Here is a 14,464-nt window from a genome sequence, read left to right as displayed (position 1 = left end):
GCTCATCCCGCCGTTCCCATCGTCGCCCGGGCCAGCCGGGCCAGGTCGGCGACCCGGTCGGCGATCCCTTGGGCGTGCCGTACATGGCAGAAGTGGTCGTAGTCGTCGCGCAGGTGCAGGAGGCCGCCCGGCATGCCGGCGGCGAGCACCTCCGCCGCCTTCGGGGTCAGCGTGGGATCCGCGCCGCCGGCGAGCACCGCGACCGGCCTGCCCACCGCCTCGAGTGACAGATCGGCGGTCGCCAGGTACTGCTCGAAAACGGTGAGGAACCCGGCCGGGCCGACCCGCTCGATCGCCAGGTCCGTCATCGCCGCCAGCAGCCCGGCGTCGATGCGGGCCGCCCGGCTGCCCATCCGGGCGCGCAGGCCGTCGTGGATGTGCTGCACGAACGTCTCCCGGGAACGGTCGAACAGTGCCCAGGTGACCGGCCCTCCAGGAGGTCGGTACAGGGGGCAGATCAGCGCGACGGTCCGCCCGGCGAGGGGTTCGTCGGCGCAGAGCAGCTGGAGTGCCGCGTTACCGCCGAACGAGTGCGCCACCAGCACGTCCGGGGTCCGGGGCAACGCGGCCAGGCCCGAGCGCAGCCAGTCCGCGGGCGACCGGTGCCGCCACCGGTAGTCGTTGCCGGCTCGCCACGGAAGGTCCAGGGCGACCAGGCGCCGGCGCGGGCCGAGCCACTCGGCGAGAGGTCGCCAGCTCTGCCAGGTGTCCTCCAGCCCGTGCGCGAACGCCACGAGCGGGGCGCCCGGATCACCCTCGTTGAGCACGTGCACGGGGACGGTCACGACGCACCGCCGAGAACGGCGAACGGTGTGTCGCCGGGATCGCCCACGGCCAGTGCGCCGTGTCCCTCGTCGGCCACCAGGTGCGCGGCCAGGGCGAGGGCGACGATGTCGCGTGCGCCGTAGGAGTCACCCCAGTCGTCAACCGGGCCCGGCGGCAACGGCTCGGCCGCGGGCAGGGGCTGTCGCGAGTGGACGGCGAGGGGACCCGGGCGCGCGGTGAGCACGACGCAGGCGGCACCCGCGCGCAACGGCGGGGCACCGGCGTGCAGCGCCGACGCGATCTCGTCGGCCGGCTCCACGCCGACCAGGACCACCCGGTCGGCACGGCCCGCCGCCAGCAGCAGCGCGGCGGTGCGCAGGCCGGCCCGCCCGGACCGGGCGCCGGAGCAGATCATCAGATTCGGGCCGCCGAAGCCGAACCACAGCGCCACCGCGCTGGACACCACGTTGCTGGACACGCCCGGCGCGTCGAGCACACTGACCGCGCGCCCGCCCTCCTCGGTGACCGTCCGGGCCACCCGGGCCACGGTCTCGACGTTGCCCAGATTGCTGCACGCCACCACCGCGGTTGCGGGCAGCGGCGTCGGCAGCGGGTGACGGCCCGGGGTCAACCCCAGCGCCCGGTGCACGGCGCAGAGCGCGAGCCGCGTCGCGGGGTCCTTGGAGAGCAGGCCCTTGCGACCCAGCAGCGTGGCCGCCCGGTCGGCGGTGGCGGCCTCCGCGCGCGCCCACTCCCCCACTCCTGCGGCGCTCAGGTCGGCACCGGGCAGGTGGAGGCTCCAACCGGTCGCGTAGATGGCGGTGGTCACGACGCCTCCAGCAGGGAGACCGCGTTGACGCCGCCGAACCCGAAGGCGTTCACCTGCACCAGCCGGGGCCGCGACCCGACGAAGTCGCCCACGACGAACCGCAGTCCGGCACCCTCGTCCAGGACCGTACGCAGGCCGGCCACCGGCGGCACCAGCCCGGTCTCCAGGCAGCGGATCGCCACGTCGACGTTGACGAGCGCCGCGGCACCGGAGGTGTGCCCCACCGCGCCCTTGACCGCGGTGATCAACGGCGAGCCGCCCGCGGCGTCGACCACGGCCCGCAGTGCCCGGCACTCGGCCGGATCGTTGAGCGCAGTGCCGGTGCCGTGCGCGATCACCAGATCGGTCTCCGACGGCTCCCGCCCCGCCCGCGCGTACGCGTCGCGCATGGCGCGGCAGATGCCGTCCACGTCGGGCGCGGTCTCGTGCCGGGCGTCGCAGGACAGGCCGGTGCCGGCGACCCGCGCGAGCGCCGGCCGGGAGGCGTCCGCCGGTTCCACGACCAGCGCCGCCGCGCCGTCGCCGAGCAGCACACCGGTACGGTCCCGGTCGAACGGGCGGACCCGCGTGGTGGGCGGATCGCTCACCCGCCCGATCATCGCCAGCATGGAGCGTGTCATGGTGTCGGCGGCGGCGACCACGACGGCGTCGGCGTCGCCCAGGGCCAGCATGTCCTCGGCCAGTGCGAGGACATGCCCACCCGCGCTGCACGCGTTGGACACCGTGATGACGTCGGTGACGCCCGGCAGCACGCGGCGCACCGCGTCGGCGAAGTGCAGCTTCGAGCGCGGCGGACGGACACCGCTGAGGGCGAACTCCTCGACCGCGCCGAGTTCCCGCAGCCCGGTACCCACCAGGGCGGTGACCCGGCGACGGCCGGCGTCCAGCCCGGACGCGGCCACCGCCTCGGCGACGCACGCCGACAACATCCGGGCGGCGCCGAACGGTGCCGCGCCGGCGGCGTGGTAGCCGTGCGAGACGTTCAGAAGCGCCCGGCCGGGGTGCCGCAACGGTGCCGCGCCGCAGGCGCCGCTGAGCAGCGCCGCGAACGTCCGTTGGCCGTCGCCCAGGCAGGTACGGACGGCGCTACCGGTCACCAGTGCCGGCATCGGCGCACCTCCTCACGACAGCTACGGCCACCGCGCCGTCGGCGTTGCGGGCGGTCAGCAGGGCCGGACCGGCCGGCTCCGGGTCGGCCAGCCAGACCGCGAGCGCGGCGGCGGACGAGGCCGCGTCGCACTCCCCCAGCAGCCTCTTCGCCGCTACCCGGCGAGGTCGGTGGCGGAGCAGCCCGGCGACCGCGAGGTACTCGTCCTGACCCGCCTCGTCCGCCTCGCCGGTGAGGACCGCGGTGACGTCGGAGGGTGCGACGCCGGCCCGGTCCAGGGCACGCCGGGCGCAGGCCAGGAGTGCGCGCGCCCCGGTGCCGCCCGGACCGAAGCCGGTGGCGGTGACGAGGTCGGCGACCGGCGCGGCGCCGACCCAGGCCGGTGGCTGGGGCGCGGACAGGACGAACACGGCGGCCGCCTCGCCGAGCGGCACCTCGGCCGTCGTACCGGTGAGGTGGGCGGCCCACGCCCGGTGTGCGGAGAACTCCTCGACGGCACCGGCGAGCATCACGTCGGCGTATCCGCCGGCGAGCACCATCTCGGCGTACCGGACGGCGTTGAGGAAACCGAGCGCGCCGCCCGCGACTGTGGCGTTGACACCGCGCAGGCCGTGCCGGATGGCGACCTGGCCGGCCGCGCCGTTCATCACGGTGTTCGGGAACAGCATCGGGTTCACCAGGTACGGCTTCTCCTGCACCAGCGTCTCGCGGCTGAAGTCGCTGGTGGACCGGAAACTGCCGATCGTCGTGCCGAGCACCACACCGACGCGACCGCGGTCGGCGTCGGCGGCCAGTTCGGCCGCGCCGAGGGCGTCCTCGCAACAGACCACCGCCAGCCCGGTGGCCCGGTCGTACGTGCTTGTCCCCTTTCGGCCGAGCCGGGCCCGGATGTCGAAGCCCGGCACGACGTGCCCACGCGGCGACGGAAGCGACTCGGTGAACAGGCCACCGGTGCCGGGGGCGACCGGGGCGTCGGAGCGCGGCAGCGAGGCGGGGGCCGCGGACGTGGCCGTGCCGGCCGAGGTGAGCGCGGACCAGCCGAACACGCTCACGCCGGTCATGCCACCGCTCCCAGCATCACGATGGCGTTGTTGCCGCCGAAGGCGAACCCGTCGTTCTGCACCACGCGCACTGTGGCGTCGCGGGCGACGTTCGGCACGGGGTCGAGACCCGGCAGCCCCTCGTCGGGGTGCTCCCAGTTCACTGTGGGCGGCAGGAAACCCCTGTCGATCGCCAGCACCCCGGCGATGGCGCCGAACCCGCTCGCCGCGCCCATCGTGTGCCCGATCATCGACTTGATCGAGCTCACCGGCGGCGGCTCGGGCCCGAAGACCTCCAGGATCGCCGCGCCCTCCACCAGGTCGTTGGCGGGTGTGCCGGTGCCGTGCGCGCAGATGTAGTCGACGTCCTCGGGTTTCACCCCGGCGTTGCGGTGCGCCAGCCGGATGCAGTCCGCGATGCTGGGTGTGTGCGGTGCCACCGGATGGTGTGCGTCGCAGTTGCGCCCGTACCCCAGCAGCTCGGCATAGATCCGCGCGCCGCGGGCGCGGGCGTGCTCGAACGTCTCCAGCATCAGCACGGCCCCGCCCTCGCCGGTGAGAATGCCGGAGCGGTCCCGGTCGAACGGCGCGCACGCGTGCTCGGTGAGCGCACCCAGCCTGAAGAAGCCGGCGTGCGCCCACCGGCACACCGCGTCGGCACCGCCGGCGAACACCACGTCGGCCTCACCGGCGACGAGCAGGTCGTAGCCGTACCCGATCGCGTAGTTGCTGGCGGAGCAGGCCGTGGCCAGGGTGAGCGACTCACCGGCGAGGCCGAGTTCCTCGCTCACGGCGTGCGCGAGCCGGTTCGCCGGTAGCTGCGCCAGAAGGCTCGGGTCCTGGCCGGCGAACCCCTCGGCGAGGATCTGGGCGGTCAGCGCCTCCAGCACCTGCGACTCGCCGCTGGTGGTGCCGATCACCGCGTGCGCGCGTCCGGCGTCGATCCGGTCCGGGTCGAGACCGCCGTCGGCGGCGGCGAGCCGCGCCGCGGTGGCCGCGAACAGGCTGGACCGGCCCCACCGGGACGGGTCCAGCCTGGACAGGTGCTCACCGGGCCGGAACCCGTGCACCTCACCTGCCTTCACGAACGGAAACCCGGAGGTGTCGAAGCTGGTGATCCGGGATATGCCGGATCGCCCGGAGCGCAGCGAGTCGGCGAACGCCGACACGCCGACCCCGATGCTCGATACCGGACCGAGCCCGGTCACCGCGACGCGGACCACGGCTCAGTCCCGGCCGGTGGCGTGCCGGGTCAGGGCGGCGTGCACGGCCTTCAGGTTGCGCAGTTCGGGAAGCTCCGCCTGCGGAATCTCCACCTTGAACTGCTTGTCGATACGGGCCAGGATCTCGATGGCACGCAGCGAGTCCGCCTCGTACTCGTCCATGAAGTCGCCGGTGTCGGTGAGCTCCTCCGGCTCGACCTCCAGCACCTCCGCGACGATCTCGCGAAGCTCCTCCAGCTGCTGTTCCTTGATCGTCATCGCTGTCCTTCCGTGCTGACCGAAACCATTGGATGAGGGTGGGCAACGCCGGACGGCGGGACCGCCGGCCGGGCGACGGGGCGGCGGGTGGCGATGAGGGTGCCCACGGTGGCCACCCGGCGATCGCCGATCCAGGTCTCGCCGTGGGCGAACGCGGTGTCGGCGACCACGGAGTCGAGGTGGACCTCGTGCCGGAGGACGTCACCGGGGTATGCCGAGCCGGCGAATTGCCAGTCCCGGGCGCCGGCGAACATCAGCACGCCGTCGTCGTCCGGCGGTGGGCTGTCCCCCAGCCAGAGCAGGGCCGCGCTCTGGCCGAACGACTCGATCAACAGCGACCGCGGGTACGCGAACCGCCACGGCTCGGCGCTCTCCGGCAGGTCGGCGTAGCAGGGCTCGGTCGCGCTGACCAGCTTGACCGTCCGGATGGAGCGTCCCGGCTCCAGCGCGAGCACCCGGTCCACCAGGAGCATCGGATGACGTTGCGGGAGCACCGCCCGGATCTCGTTGTGCTCACCCATCGCCGGCTCCGGCGGCGGCGAAGAGGGCGCGCAGCTTGGCCGTGGTGGTGCCGTCGGCGCGGTACGCCACCGCGCGCACGTCCCAGCCACCGGGCGACTCCTCGGCCCGCACCGTGAGCGTGAGCGTGTCACCGTCGAGCAGCGGCGCGAGAAACCGCACCGAGCGCAGCTCGACCAGCTCGGGCGGGCGGTCCCCGGCGGCGCCGGCCATCGCCCGGCACAGCGCCTCCACGACGAAGACCCCGGGGAACACCGCCAGGTCGGGAAAGTGGCCCCGCAGGTACGGATCGTCGCCGCGCACGGGAACCCGTACGGCGAAGGCCGCCCCGGAGGAGTCCACGCGCACCAGGTCGGCGTCACACAACGGGGATGCCACCGCCCGGGTCACAGCGTGATCCCCCCGTCCACCTGGAACACCTGGCCGGTGACGTAGGAGGCGCGCTCGCTGAGCAGGAAGGCGACCATTTCGGCGACCTCGTCGGCCCGGCCGAACCGGCGTACGGGAATCTGGCCCAGCGCCTGCTCGCGGAGCCGGTCCGGGAGCGCGTCGGTCATTTCGGTCTCGATGAAGCCGGGCGCCACCACGTTGACCCGTACGCCGTGCCGGGCCACCTCCTTGGCCAGCGACTTGCTGAACCCGATGATGCCGGCCTTGCTCGCGGCGTAGGCCGTCTGGCCGACGTTGCCGTAGACCCCGGCCACTGACGACATGTTGACGATGGCGCCGCTGCGCTGCTTCATGAAGCGGAACGCCATGGCCCGGCAGACGTTGCGGGTTCCGGTGAGGTTGGTGGCCAGCACGGCGTCCCAGTCGTCCGCGGGGGCCAGCACCAGGGGCGCGTCGCGGGTGATGCCGGCGTTGTTGACGACGAGGTCGAACGTGCCGAGCTGGTCTTCGGCGGCGCGCACGAAGTCCTCGACGGCGGCGGGGTCGGCCACGTCGCAGCGCGCGAAGTAGCACGGCACGCCGAGCAGCCGGACGTCCTCCTCGGTACGCCGGGCGGCGTCGTCGCCGGTGTGGTGACAGCCGGCGACGGCGTACCCCTCGCGGGCCAGTCGCAAGGCCACCGCCCGGCCGATGCCGCGCGACGCCCCGGTGATCAGAGCCCGGTGCTGTTCGGCCATTTCGCCTCCGTCGTAATTTGCGCGCGAACCATTAACAGCCGCATTGATGAATTGGCCTTAAATGGTGGAGATCGCTACTCGCCTACTTTATCGGCCGACCGGCCGGGGTCCCTTCTCTCACGTTGCGACATCGCTTTTCAGCTCGTTGCGGATCTCCGCCGAGTCGGCGCCGGGCGCCGGTGCGCACCGGCGGATCCGGGTCGGGGTACGCGAGAATTTCACCGCCGGGCCGACGAGCGGCGCTGTGGTTCCGTCGCTCAGCACGGTGTCCTGGAGCATCCCGCGGGCCCGTACGTGCGGGTCGGCGACCGACTCGCTCAGCGTCCGGACCGGAGCGGCCACCAGCCCGGCGCCGGTCAGCACGTCGACCGCCTCGGTGACCGGGCGTCCCGCGCACCAGCCGGCCACGACGAGGTTGACCGCGTCGCGGTTGGCGATCCGCTGGTCGCCGGTCCGGAACCCGTCGGCGTCGGCCAGTTCGGGGCGGCCGATCGTGCGGGCCAGTACCCGCCAGTGCTTGTTCAGCGCGACGACGAGGTAGAGATGCCCGTCGACGCACGCGTAGACGTTCGACGGCACCGCGAACGGGGTCTCGTTGCCGTGCCTGCCGGGTGGGGCCCCGGCGGCGGCGAGGGTCGGCAGGCCGCTGCTACCGAACAGCAGAGCGTCCAGCATGGACACGTCGACGTGCTGACCCTCGCCGAACCGGTCCCGGTGGGCGAGCGCGGCAAGAGCCCCGATCGCGGCGTGCAGCCCGGCCAGCTCGTCGGCGATGAAGGTGGGCGCGCGAACCGGATCGCCGTCGACCGGCCCGTTGAGCGCCATCCAGCCGCCGGCCGCCTGCACCACCGGGTCGTACGCGGGTCGGTCCCGGCCGGGACCGTACTGGCCCCACCCGGAGACGGACACGAACACCACGTCCGGGCGGACGGCACGGCAGTCGGCGTATCCGGCGCCCCACCTGGCGAGCGTGCCCGGTCGGTAGTTCTCGACCACCACGTCGGCCACCTGGACCAGCCGCAGGAACTCGGCGCGACCCTCGGGCGTACGCAGGTCGAGGCCGAGGCTGCGCTTGTTGCGGTGCACCGTCTGGCGGAACCAGGACAGCGAGGTGCCCGGGATCACCGGGGGCACCTCGCCGTCGCGGCCGTGCGCCAGTTCCACCCGGATCACGTCCGCGCCCAGGTCGGCCAGGACGCAGGTGGCCAGCGGCCCGGACCACACCTTCGTCACGTCGAGCACGCGGACGCCGTGCAGTGGCCCGGACAGGTCGGTCCGCGCTTCGGCGTAGAAGTCCTCGGCCCGCATGTCAGAGCCGCTGCAGCAGTGAGGCGGTGCCGAGGGAGCCCCCGCAGCACATGGTGATCAGCGCCGACTCCCGGCCGGAGCGCTCCAGTTCGTGCAGTGCGGTCACCAGCAGCCGGGTGCCTGTGGAACCGAGCGGGTGGCCGAGGGCTATCGCCCCGCCGTTCGGGTTGACGCGTTCCGGGTCCGCACCGTACGCCGCCTGCCAGGTGAGCACGACGCCGGCGAACGCCTCGTTGACCTCGTACAGGTCGATGTCGTTGATCTTGCGCCCGGCCCGGGCGAGCAGCCGACCGGTGGCGGCGACCGGACCATCCAGCAGGTAGTACGGGTCAGCGCCGGTGACCACCTGGTGGCTGATCCGCGCCCGCGGGCGCAGGCCGGCGGCGCGGGCCCGCCCCTGGGACATCCACAACACCGCCGAGGCGCCGTCGGAGATCTGCGACGTGGTCCCGGCGGTGTGCACCCCTCCCTCGATGGTCGGCGCCAGCGCGGCCAGCCCTGCGGCGGTCGTCGGGCGCAGCCCTTCGTCGCGCTCGACCAGACGGACCGCACCGGTGGGGCTGCCGTCGCCGTTGAGCACCGGCGCGCGCACCGGCGTCACCTCCTCGGTGAACCGGCCATCGGCCCACGCCGCGGCGGCCCGCCGCTGGGACGCCAACCCGTACGCGTCGGCGTCGGCGCGGGTGATGCCCTCGCGCCGGGCGATCCGCTCCGCGCCACCGAACTGCGCCTGGGGCGGGTCGTCCCACGGATAGTCGGCTGTCTTGTAGTGCCCGGGGCCCTGGTAGAGGTTCGTGCCGACCGGCACCCGGCTCATCGACTCGACGCCGCAGGCGATGCCGACGTCGATCTCCCCGGCCGCGATCAGCGCGGCCACCAGGTGATTGGCCTGGTGGGCCGACCCGCAGGAAACATCCACTGTGGTGCAGCCGACAGCCGGGTCGTGCCCGGTGCTGAGCCAGGCGTTGCGGGTGACGTTGAGGCTCTGCTCCCCGGACTGCGTGACGCACCCGCCGATGATCTGTTCCACGTCGGACGGGTCGGTGCCGGTCTCGTCCAACACCGCCAGCAGCACGTGCCGCAGCAGTTCCACCGCCTTGAGACCGGCCAGCGCGCCACCCCGCCGCCCGATCGGCGTACGGGTGGCCGCGACCATGACCGGCAGTCGCTCACCGGACGCGATCACGCGTCGGTCCGCAGCGTGATGGCGAGCTTGGGGCAGCCCCGGGCCGCGATCTCCGTCGCCGGCCACAGTGCGGGCGCCGGGTGTTCCGCGCGGACCCGGAGCACGTCGTCCTCGCCCAACTCGAACACCTCCGGGGCGGCGTCGGCGCACAGGCCGTTGCCGTCACACTGGTCGAAATCGACGATGACGTGCACGAGTGCCTCCCCGGGTCCGTATCCGACGCCATCGTCGCCGCCCGGCCCGTACTGGCGCATCTTCAAAATTGCCGCCTCGCATTTCCGGTGCCCCTTCTTCTCGCACGTTGCGGAATGCGCCGACAAATGGCGACGCCGGCCCGCGTGGGCATTAGCGTGCCTCTATGCGGCTGGACGACAGCGACGAAGAAGGCGAATTCCGGGCCGAGCTGCGCGCCTGGTTGCGCGCGCATGTGCCGGCCCCCTCCGCGGGTCCGCCACAGCTGTGGCCGGAGCCGGAGATGCGGCAGTGGAGCGCCACCCTCGGTAAGGCCGGGTACGCCGGTCTGACGTGGCCGCGGGAGCACGGCGGGCGGGGCCTGCCACCGCTGTACCAGGCGATCCACGCCGAGGAGAGCACGCTGGCCGGCGCCCCGGACCACCTCAACGTCATCGGCCTGCACATGGTCGGTCCCACGCTGATCCGGTACGGCACCGCGGCCCAGAAGGCCGTCAACCTCCCGGGGATCCTGTCCGGCGACATCATCTTCTGCCAGGGTTTCTCGGAGCCGGAGGCTGGCTCGGACCTGGCCGCGGTGCGCACCCGGGCGGAGCGAACCGCGCACGGGTGGACGATCACCGGCGAGAAGGTGTGGTCGTCGTACGCCCATCTCGCCGACCGCTGTCTCCTGCTGGCCCGCACCGAACCCGACGCGCCCAAGCATCGCGGCCTGACCTGTTTCCTGCTGGACATGCGCGCCCCCGGCGTCGAGGTGCGCCCGCTGCGCCAGATCTCCGGTGACACCGACTTCAGCGAGATCGTGCTGACCGGCGTGGAACTGCCCGAGGACAGCGTGGTGGGTGCGCGCGGCGAAGGCTGGAAGGTGGCGCTCACGACTCTCTCGCACGAACGCGGCACGTTCGGCATCACGCTCACCGCTCGCCTGGCGGTGCAGCTGGACCGGCTGATCCGTACCGCGCACGCGGTCGGTGCCACCGCTGACCAGGCCGTGCGCCGGGAGATCGCCGATCTGCACGTGCGGCTTCAGGGGTTGCGCTTCACCGGTTACCGCGCGCTCGCGCAGCTGGAACGGGGCGGCGAGCCCGGCCCGGAGAGCTCGGTGCTCAAGCTGCGCTGGTCGCAGACCCACCAGCAGATGTGCCGGCTGGGGCTGCGGCTGGTGCAGGGCGACACCGTCGGACACGCCGGGCAGTGGGCGGCGTACTGGCGGCGGGCGCAGCTGCGCAGCCGCGCGAACACCATCGAGGGCGGCACCTCCGAGATCCTGCGCGGGATCGTCGCCGAACGTGTTCTCGGCCTGCCTCGGCACCGTTAGGAGAGCGCACCATGGACTTCGCCACCACCACCGAACAGCGGGACCTGGCCGACGCGGCCCGACGCCACCTGAGCGAGCGCTTCCCACCGTCCCGGCTCGCCGCGACGGCGGATCACGGCCTCCTCGATCCGGAGGACTGGGCCGCGCTGGACCGACAGGGCTGGCTGGACGCGGAGCTCGGACCTGTGGATCTCGCCCTGCTCGCCGAGGAGAGCGGGCGGGCGCTGCTCCCCCAACCCTGGGTCGGCACGGCCGGATCGGCTCTGCCGGTGTACCAGTCGGCGGGGCTGCCGCTACCCGGACCGGCCGCGCTGGTCGATTCCTCGGACACGTGCGCCGCGCACGATACGCCGGACTGGCGGATCAGCGGGAGCGCACCCGGCGTGGTCGACGCGCACCTGGCCACGGAACTGGTGGTGGCCGCCACGACCCGCCAGGGGGTGGCGCTGTTCGGCGTCGCGCCCTCGGAGGTCTCCATCGCCGAGCGGGACGACATCGATCCACTGCGCCGGTACGCCACCGTCCGGTTGCTGCACGCGCCCGCCCGACTGCTCGCCGACCCCGGCCGCACCGCCGAGCTGCTGCCCGCGCTGCGGTTGCGAAGCGCCATGCTGCTGGCCTGCGAGGCGGTGGGTGTCGCGGACGGCGCCCTGGCCGAAGCCGTGCGGTACGCCGGAACCCGGACCCAGTTCGGCCAGCCGATCGGGTCGTTCCAGGCGGTGGCACACCAGCTGGCCGAGGCGTACGCGGAGATCGAGACCGCACGGTCGCTGGCCTACCGGGCGGCGGTGACGCTGAACGGCGAGGGCGCCGCCGAGGCGGTGGCCTGTGCCGCCGTGGCCGGTCCTCGCGCGGCCGTGCTGGCCTGCGAGGTGGCCCTTCAGGTCTGCGGTGGCATCGCCATGACCTGGGAGTTCGGCCTGCACTTGCGCTACCGGCGGGCGCTGTGGCTGGACGCCCACCGGGTCACCTCCGTGCCACCGCACGACGTGCTCGCGGCCCTGCTGCTGAGCTGACCGCCGGCGCTCACCGCCGAATCGAGAGGACGACACATGTCGTTGCAGCTGCACTGGTTCCTGCCCACGCACGGGGACGGACGCGAGGTGGCCCAGCCGTCCTCCGGCCCGCCACCGCCCGGCGCGCGCCGCGACGTCGACCCGGACTACCTGCGTCAGGTCGCCCTCGCGGCGGACCGATTCGGGTTCACCGGAATGCTCGTGCCGTTCGGCATGTTCTGCGAGGACCCGTGGCTGGTGTCTGCCGCGCTCGCCGCGGACACCCGGCGGATCCGCTTCATGGTGGCGATGCGCCCCGGGCTCATCTCGCCGGTGCTGGCCGCGCAGTCGGCGGCGACCCTTCAACGTCTCTCCGGCGGCCGCCTCCAGCTCAACGTGGTCACCGGCGGCGACGCCGACGAGCAGCGGCGCTACGGCGACTGGTTGTCGCACGACGAGCGGTACGCCCGCACCGGCGAGTTCCTTGACGTGTTCCGCCGAGCCTGGACCGGTGAGCGGTTCGACCACACCGGCACGCATTACCGCATCCGCGCGGGCCTGCTCACCCGGCCGTACCCGGTCGCTCCGGAGATCTTCGTCGGCGGTTCCTCCGACGCGGCCCGGGAGGTGGCCGCCGCGCACGCCGATGTGCTGCTGGCCTGGGGCGAGCCGCCGGCGGCCATGGCGGAGGCGATGGGCCGGGCCCGCGAACTCGCCGGCGCGCACGGACGCACGCTGAGCTTCGGCACCCGCTTCCACGTCATCGCCCGGGACACCTCCGCGCAGGCCTGGCAGGTGGCGCGGCAACTGGTCGACGGCATGGACCCGGCGCGGATCCGGCAGGCGCAGCAGCGCTTCCGGTCCACCGAGTCGCAGGGGCAGCAGCGGATGGCGGCGCTGCACGGTGGGCGTACCGACGACCTGGAGGTCTACCCGAACGTCTGGGCCGGGTACGGCCTGGTCCGTCCCGGCGTGGGCACCGCGCTGGTGGGCAGCCACGAGGACGTGGCGGACCGGATCGAGGAATACCACCGGCTCGGCCTGGACCACCTGATCCTGTCGGCGCAGCCGCACCTCGAAGAGGCCTACGTCGTCGGGGAGGGCGTGCTGCCGCTGCTGCGCAAGCGCGGTGTGCTCGCCGGCTGACGCCGGCCCGGACCCGTCGGTGCCCCGGCCCGAAAGGGCCGGGGCACCGAATTTCTTGGATCAGACCTCCGAGGCGGTGCCGACGGCGTCGGGCTGCCACGCCGGCACCTCGGGTGCCGGACGGCGGCTGCGGGTCAGCACCCGGAGCATCATGGCGGGTCGCATCAGGGCCTGTGGCGGCTCGACCAGCCCCGCCACCCGCATGAAGGTCCGCGTCACCTGCGGGTCGCGGGTCGCGGCCGCCTGCATCTTGGCCATGTACGCGTTCGCCATCCGTACCTTGAACGGTCGCGGGCCCTGCACCTGCGGGAAGCTCAGGTCACCACCCGCCGAGATCTCCCAGGGCACGTCGGTCACCGCGGACACGGCCTGTTGGAAGTCGGTCGGCCGGGGTGCCGTGCCGCCGGCCAGGTGGTCGCGCAGGGTCAGCGCCTCCAACGCCGCCACTGTCATGCCCTGGCCGTAGACCGGGTTGAAGCTGCACGCCGCGTCGCCGAGGACCAGGAAGCCGTCCGGCAGCCGGGACAACCGTTCGTAGTGGCGACGGACGCTGGCCGGGTACCGCAGGGACACGGGCTCGTCCAGCGGCTCGGCGTCCTGGATGGCCTGGTAGATGTCCGGAACCGGCAGCGACTTGACGAACTCCAGGAATCCGGCCGGGTCGGCCGGCGCGCTGTCGCCGAGCACCCCGGTCAGAGAGACGATGCACCGGCCACCGTCGATACGGGACAGGAAGGCGCCACGGGGGTGCGACGGCGACGACACCGGGTTGATCGACAGGTCGCCCTTCAGAACATCGTCCGAGGCCAGGCGATAGAGGCGCGTCGTGTAGGTCAGGTCGATCCGGATCCGGTCCTCGTCCGGCCGGCTGTACCCCAGTTCCTCCAGCCAGACCGGGGTGCGCGACCCGCGACCGGTGGCGTCGACCACCAGGTCGGCGGTGATCGTCTCCTCGGCCGCGCCGTCGCGCCCCTGCACCCGCGCCCCGGTGACCCGCCGGCGGTCCCCGGTGGTGGTCAGCCCGACGATGTCGCGCTCTTCGGCGAAGCGTACGGCCGGAAGCTCGGCCACCCGTTGGCGCACCAACTGCTCCAGCACGGGACGGGCGGCCGACACGCAGGTCAGCCCGGTACTGGCCGGCGCCAGCGGGCGCCCGTTGAAGAACCACCGCAGCTCGCCCAGGTCGCCGGTCGGCACCCCGGCGGCCACCGCCTCCGCTGTGAAACCGGGAAACAGTTCGTCGAGGATCTGCTGGCCCCGGGCGAGCAGACCGTGTACGTGCCGGCCCTGTGACACGCCACGTCGGGCCGTGGAGACGCCGGTGAGCCGGTCGCGGTCGACGATGACCACCTCGGCGTACGCGTCGGCCAGCACCCGCGCCGCGAGCAGGCCCGCCATGCTGCCGCCGAGAACGACGGCACGCTCTCCCACCTGTGCGCTCACGGCTGCC

The 14,464-nt window shown here is 73.4% G+C and carries 16 protein-coding genes; 3 read left to right on the top strand and 13 right to left on the bottom strand.

The genetic code is table 11. From position 1 onward, the window contains the following. Positions 1-2: 2 nt before the first annotated feature. The 12 genes from ACLQ3F_RS07940 to ACLQ3F_RS07885 form a co-directional block, all read right to left on the bottom strand. Positions 3-785, bottom strand: a complete 783-nt coding sequence (locus ACLQ3F_RS07940; protein WP_357194121.1) for an alpha/beta fold hydrolase — start codon at positions 783-785, stop codon at positions 3-5. Then, on the bottom strand, positions 782-1,594 hold the full coding sequence (locus ACLQ3F_RS07935; protein WP_425847479.1) for a beta-ketoacyl synthase N-terminal-like domain-containing protein: 813 nt from the start codon (positions 1,592-1,594) through the stop codon (positions 782-784). The genes ACLQ3F_RS07940 and ACLQ3F_RS07935 overlap by 4 nt, the downstream gene beginning before the upstream one ends. Continuing rightward, positions 1,591-2,703 (bottom strand): beta-ketoacyl synthase N-terminal-like domain-containing protein, encoded by a 1,113-nt coding sequence (locus ACLQ3F_RS07930; RefSeq protein WP_425847477.1) that lies wholly within the window; start codon positions 2,701-2,703, stop codon positions 1,591-1,593. The genes ACLQ3F_RS07935 and ACLQ3F_RS07930 overlap by 4 nt, the downstream gene beginning before the upstream one ends. Beyond that, entirely contained in the window at positions 2,681-3,763 is a 1,083-nt protein-coding gene (locus ACLQ3F_RS07925; protein WP_425847476.1) for a beta-ketoacyl synthase N-terminal-like domain-containing protein, read from the bottom strand. The genes ACLQ3F_RS07930 and ACLQ3F_RS07925 overlap by 23 nt, the downstream gene beginning before the upstream one ends. Beyond that, positions 3,760-4,965 (bottom strand): beta-ketoacyl-[acyl-carrier-protein] synthase family protein, encoded by a 1,206-nt coding sequence (locus ACLQ3F_RS07920; protein ID WP_357194130.1) that lies wholly within the window; start codon positions 4,963-4,965, stop codon positions 3,760-3,762. Before ACLQ3F_RS07920 ends, ACLQ3F_RS07925 begins: the two co-directional genes overlap by 4 nt. Before the next feature lie 3 nt (positions 4,966-4,968). Next, positions 4,969-5,223, bottom strand: coding sequence for an acyl carrier protein (locus ACLQ3F_RS07915; RefSeq protein ID WP_355008681.1), 255 nt, complete (start codon positions 5,221-5,223; stop codon positions 4,969-4,971). After that, entirely contained in the window at positions 5,220-5,744 is a 525-nt protein-coding gene (locus ACLQ3F_RS07910) for a 3-hydroxyacyl-ACP dehydratase FabZ family protein (protein ID WP_425847474.1), read from the bottom strand. The genes ACLQ3F_RS07915 and ACLQ3F_RS07910 overlap by 4 nt, the downstream gene beginning before the upstream one ends. After that, entirely contained in the window at positions 5,737-6,132 is a 396-nt protein-coding gene (locus ACLQ3F_RS07905) for a 3-hydroxyacyl-ACP dehydratase FabZ family protein (RefSeq protein ID WP_425847472.1), read from the bottom strand. The genes ACLQ3F_RS07910 and ACLQ3F_RS07905 overlap by 8 nt, the downstream gene beginning before the upstream one ends. Then, a complete protein-coding gene (gene fabG / locus ACLQ3F_RS07900) occupies positions 6,129-6,869 on the bottom strand; it encodes a 3-oxoacyl-[acyl-carrier-protein] reductase (protein WP_425847471.1) in 741 nt (246 codons plus the stop codon). The genes ACLQ3F_RS07905 and fabG overlap by 4 nt, the downstream gene beginning before the upstream one ends. Positions 6,870-6,986: 117 nt before the next feature. Continuing rightward, positions 6,987-8,177 carry a CaiB/BaiF CoA transferase family protein gene (locus ACLQ3F_RS07895; RefSeq protein WP_425847470.1) on the bottom strand — a complete coding sequence of 397 codons (1,191 nt, stop codon included), beginning with the start codon at positions 8,175-8,177 and terminating at the stop codon, positions 6,987-6,989. 1 nt (position 8,178) lies between these two features. After that, entirely contained in the window at positions 8,179-9,333 is a 1,155-nt protein-coding gene (locus ACLQ3F_RS07890) for a steroid 3-ketoacyl-CoA thiolase (RefSeq protein ID WP_425848198.1), read from the bottom strand. A 26-nt stretch (positions 9,334-9,359) separates the two neighbouring features. Beyond that, positions 9,360-9,557, bottom strand: coding sequence for a ferredoxin (locus tag ACLQ3F_RS07885; protein WP_355008676.1), 198 nt, complete (start codon positions 9,555-9,557; stop codon positions 9,360-9,362). A gap of 164 nt (positions 9,558-9,721) precedes the next feature. Here ACLQ3F_RS07885 and ACLQ3F_RS07880 point away from each other — a divergent pair, with 164 nt between their 5' ends. From ACLQ3F_RS07880 to ACLQ3F_RS07870, 3 genes are read left to right on the top strand one after another with little or no spacing between them, the layout of a single operon-like run. Next, the gene (locus ACLQ3F_RS07880; RefSeq protein WP_425847469.1) at positions 9,722-10,873 is read left to right on the top strand and encodes an acyl-CoA dehydrogenase family protein; all 1,152 of its coding nucleotides are present in this window, start codon (positions 9,722-9,724) and stop codon (positions 10,871-10,873) included. A gap of 11 nt (positions 10,874-10,884) precedes the next feature. Further along, positions 10,885-11,889, top strand: a complete 1,005-nt coding sequence (locus tag ACLQ3F_RS07875; RefSeq protein WP_425847468.1) for an acyl-CoA dehydrogenase family protein — start codon at positions 10,885-10,887, stop codon at positions 11,887-11,889. Positions 11,890-11,925: 36 nt separating this feature from the next. Beyond that, positions 11,926-13,014: an LLM class flavin-dependent oxidoreductase gene (locus ACLQ3F_RS07870; RefSeq protein WP_425847467.1), complete on the top strand. Its 1,089-nt coding sequence runs from the start codon at positions 11,926-11,928 to the stop codon at positions 13,012-13,014. A 60-nt stretch (positions 13,015-13,074) separates the two neighbouring features. Here ACLQ3F_RS07870 and ACLQ3F_RS07865 read toward each other — a convergent pair whose 3' ends face one another. Continuing rightward, positions 13,075-14,457, bottom strand: a complete 1,383-nt coding sequence (locus tag ACLQ3F_RS07865) for an FAD-dependent oxidoreductase (RefSeq protein ID WP_425847465.1) — start codon at positions 14,455-14,457, stop codon at positions 13,075-13,077. Positions 14,458-14,464 lie beyond the last annotated feature (7 nt).

Source organism: Micromonospora sp. DT15, from assembly GCF_049841475.1.
Classification (GTDB): Bacteria; Actinomycetota; Actinomycetes; order Mycobacteriales; family Micromonosporaceae; genus Micromonospora.
The sequence above is the reverse complement of the archived record's forward strand: the minus strand, read 5'-3'. Positions and strand labels throughout refer to the sequence as shown.

Coding starts and splice junctions, on each gene's coding strand:
- ACLQ3F_RS07890 (WP_425848198.1), bottom strand. CDS start 9,333: ATGGTCGCGGCCACCCGTACGCCGATCGGGCGGCGGGGTGGCGCGCTG.
- ACLQ3F_RS07880 (WP_425847469.1), top strand. CDS start 9,722: ATGCGGCTGGACGACAGCGACGAAGAAGGCGAATTCCGGGCCGAGCTG.
- ACLQ3F_RS07875 (WP_425847468.1), top strand. CDS start 10,885: ATGGACTTCGCCACCACCACCGAACAGCGGGACCTGGCCGACGCGGCC.
- ACLQ3F_RS07910 (WP_425847474.1), bottom strand. CDS start 5,744: ATGGGTGAGCACAACGAGATCCGGGCGGTGCTCCCGCAACGTCATCCG.
- ACLQ3F_RS07915 (WP_355008681.1), bottom strand. CDS start 5,223: ATGACGATCAAGGAACAGCAGCTGGAGGAGCTTCGCGAGATCGTCGCG.
- fabG (WP_425847471.1), bottom strand. CDS start 6,869: ATGGCCGAACAGCACCGGGCTCTGATCACCGGGGCGTCGCGCGGCATC.
- ACLQ3F_RS07870 (WP_425847467.1), top strand. CDS start 11,926: ATGTCGTTGCAGCTGCACTGGTTCCTGCCCACGCACGGGGACGGACGC.
- ACLQ3F_RS07930 (WP_425847477.1), bottom strand. CDS start 2,703: ATGCCGGCACTGGTGACCGGTAGCGCCGTCCGTACCTGCCTGGGCGAC.
- ACLQ3F_RS07895 (WP_425847470.1), bottom strand. CDS start 8,177: ATGCGGGCCGAGGACTTCTACGCCGAAGCGCGGACCGACCTGTCCGGG.
- ACLQ3F_RS07925 (WP_425847476.1), bottom strand. CDS start 3,763: ATGACCGGCGTGAGCGTGTTCGGCTGGTCCGCGCTCACCTCGGCCGGC.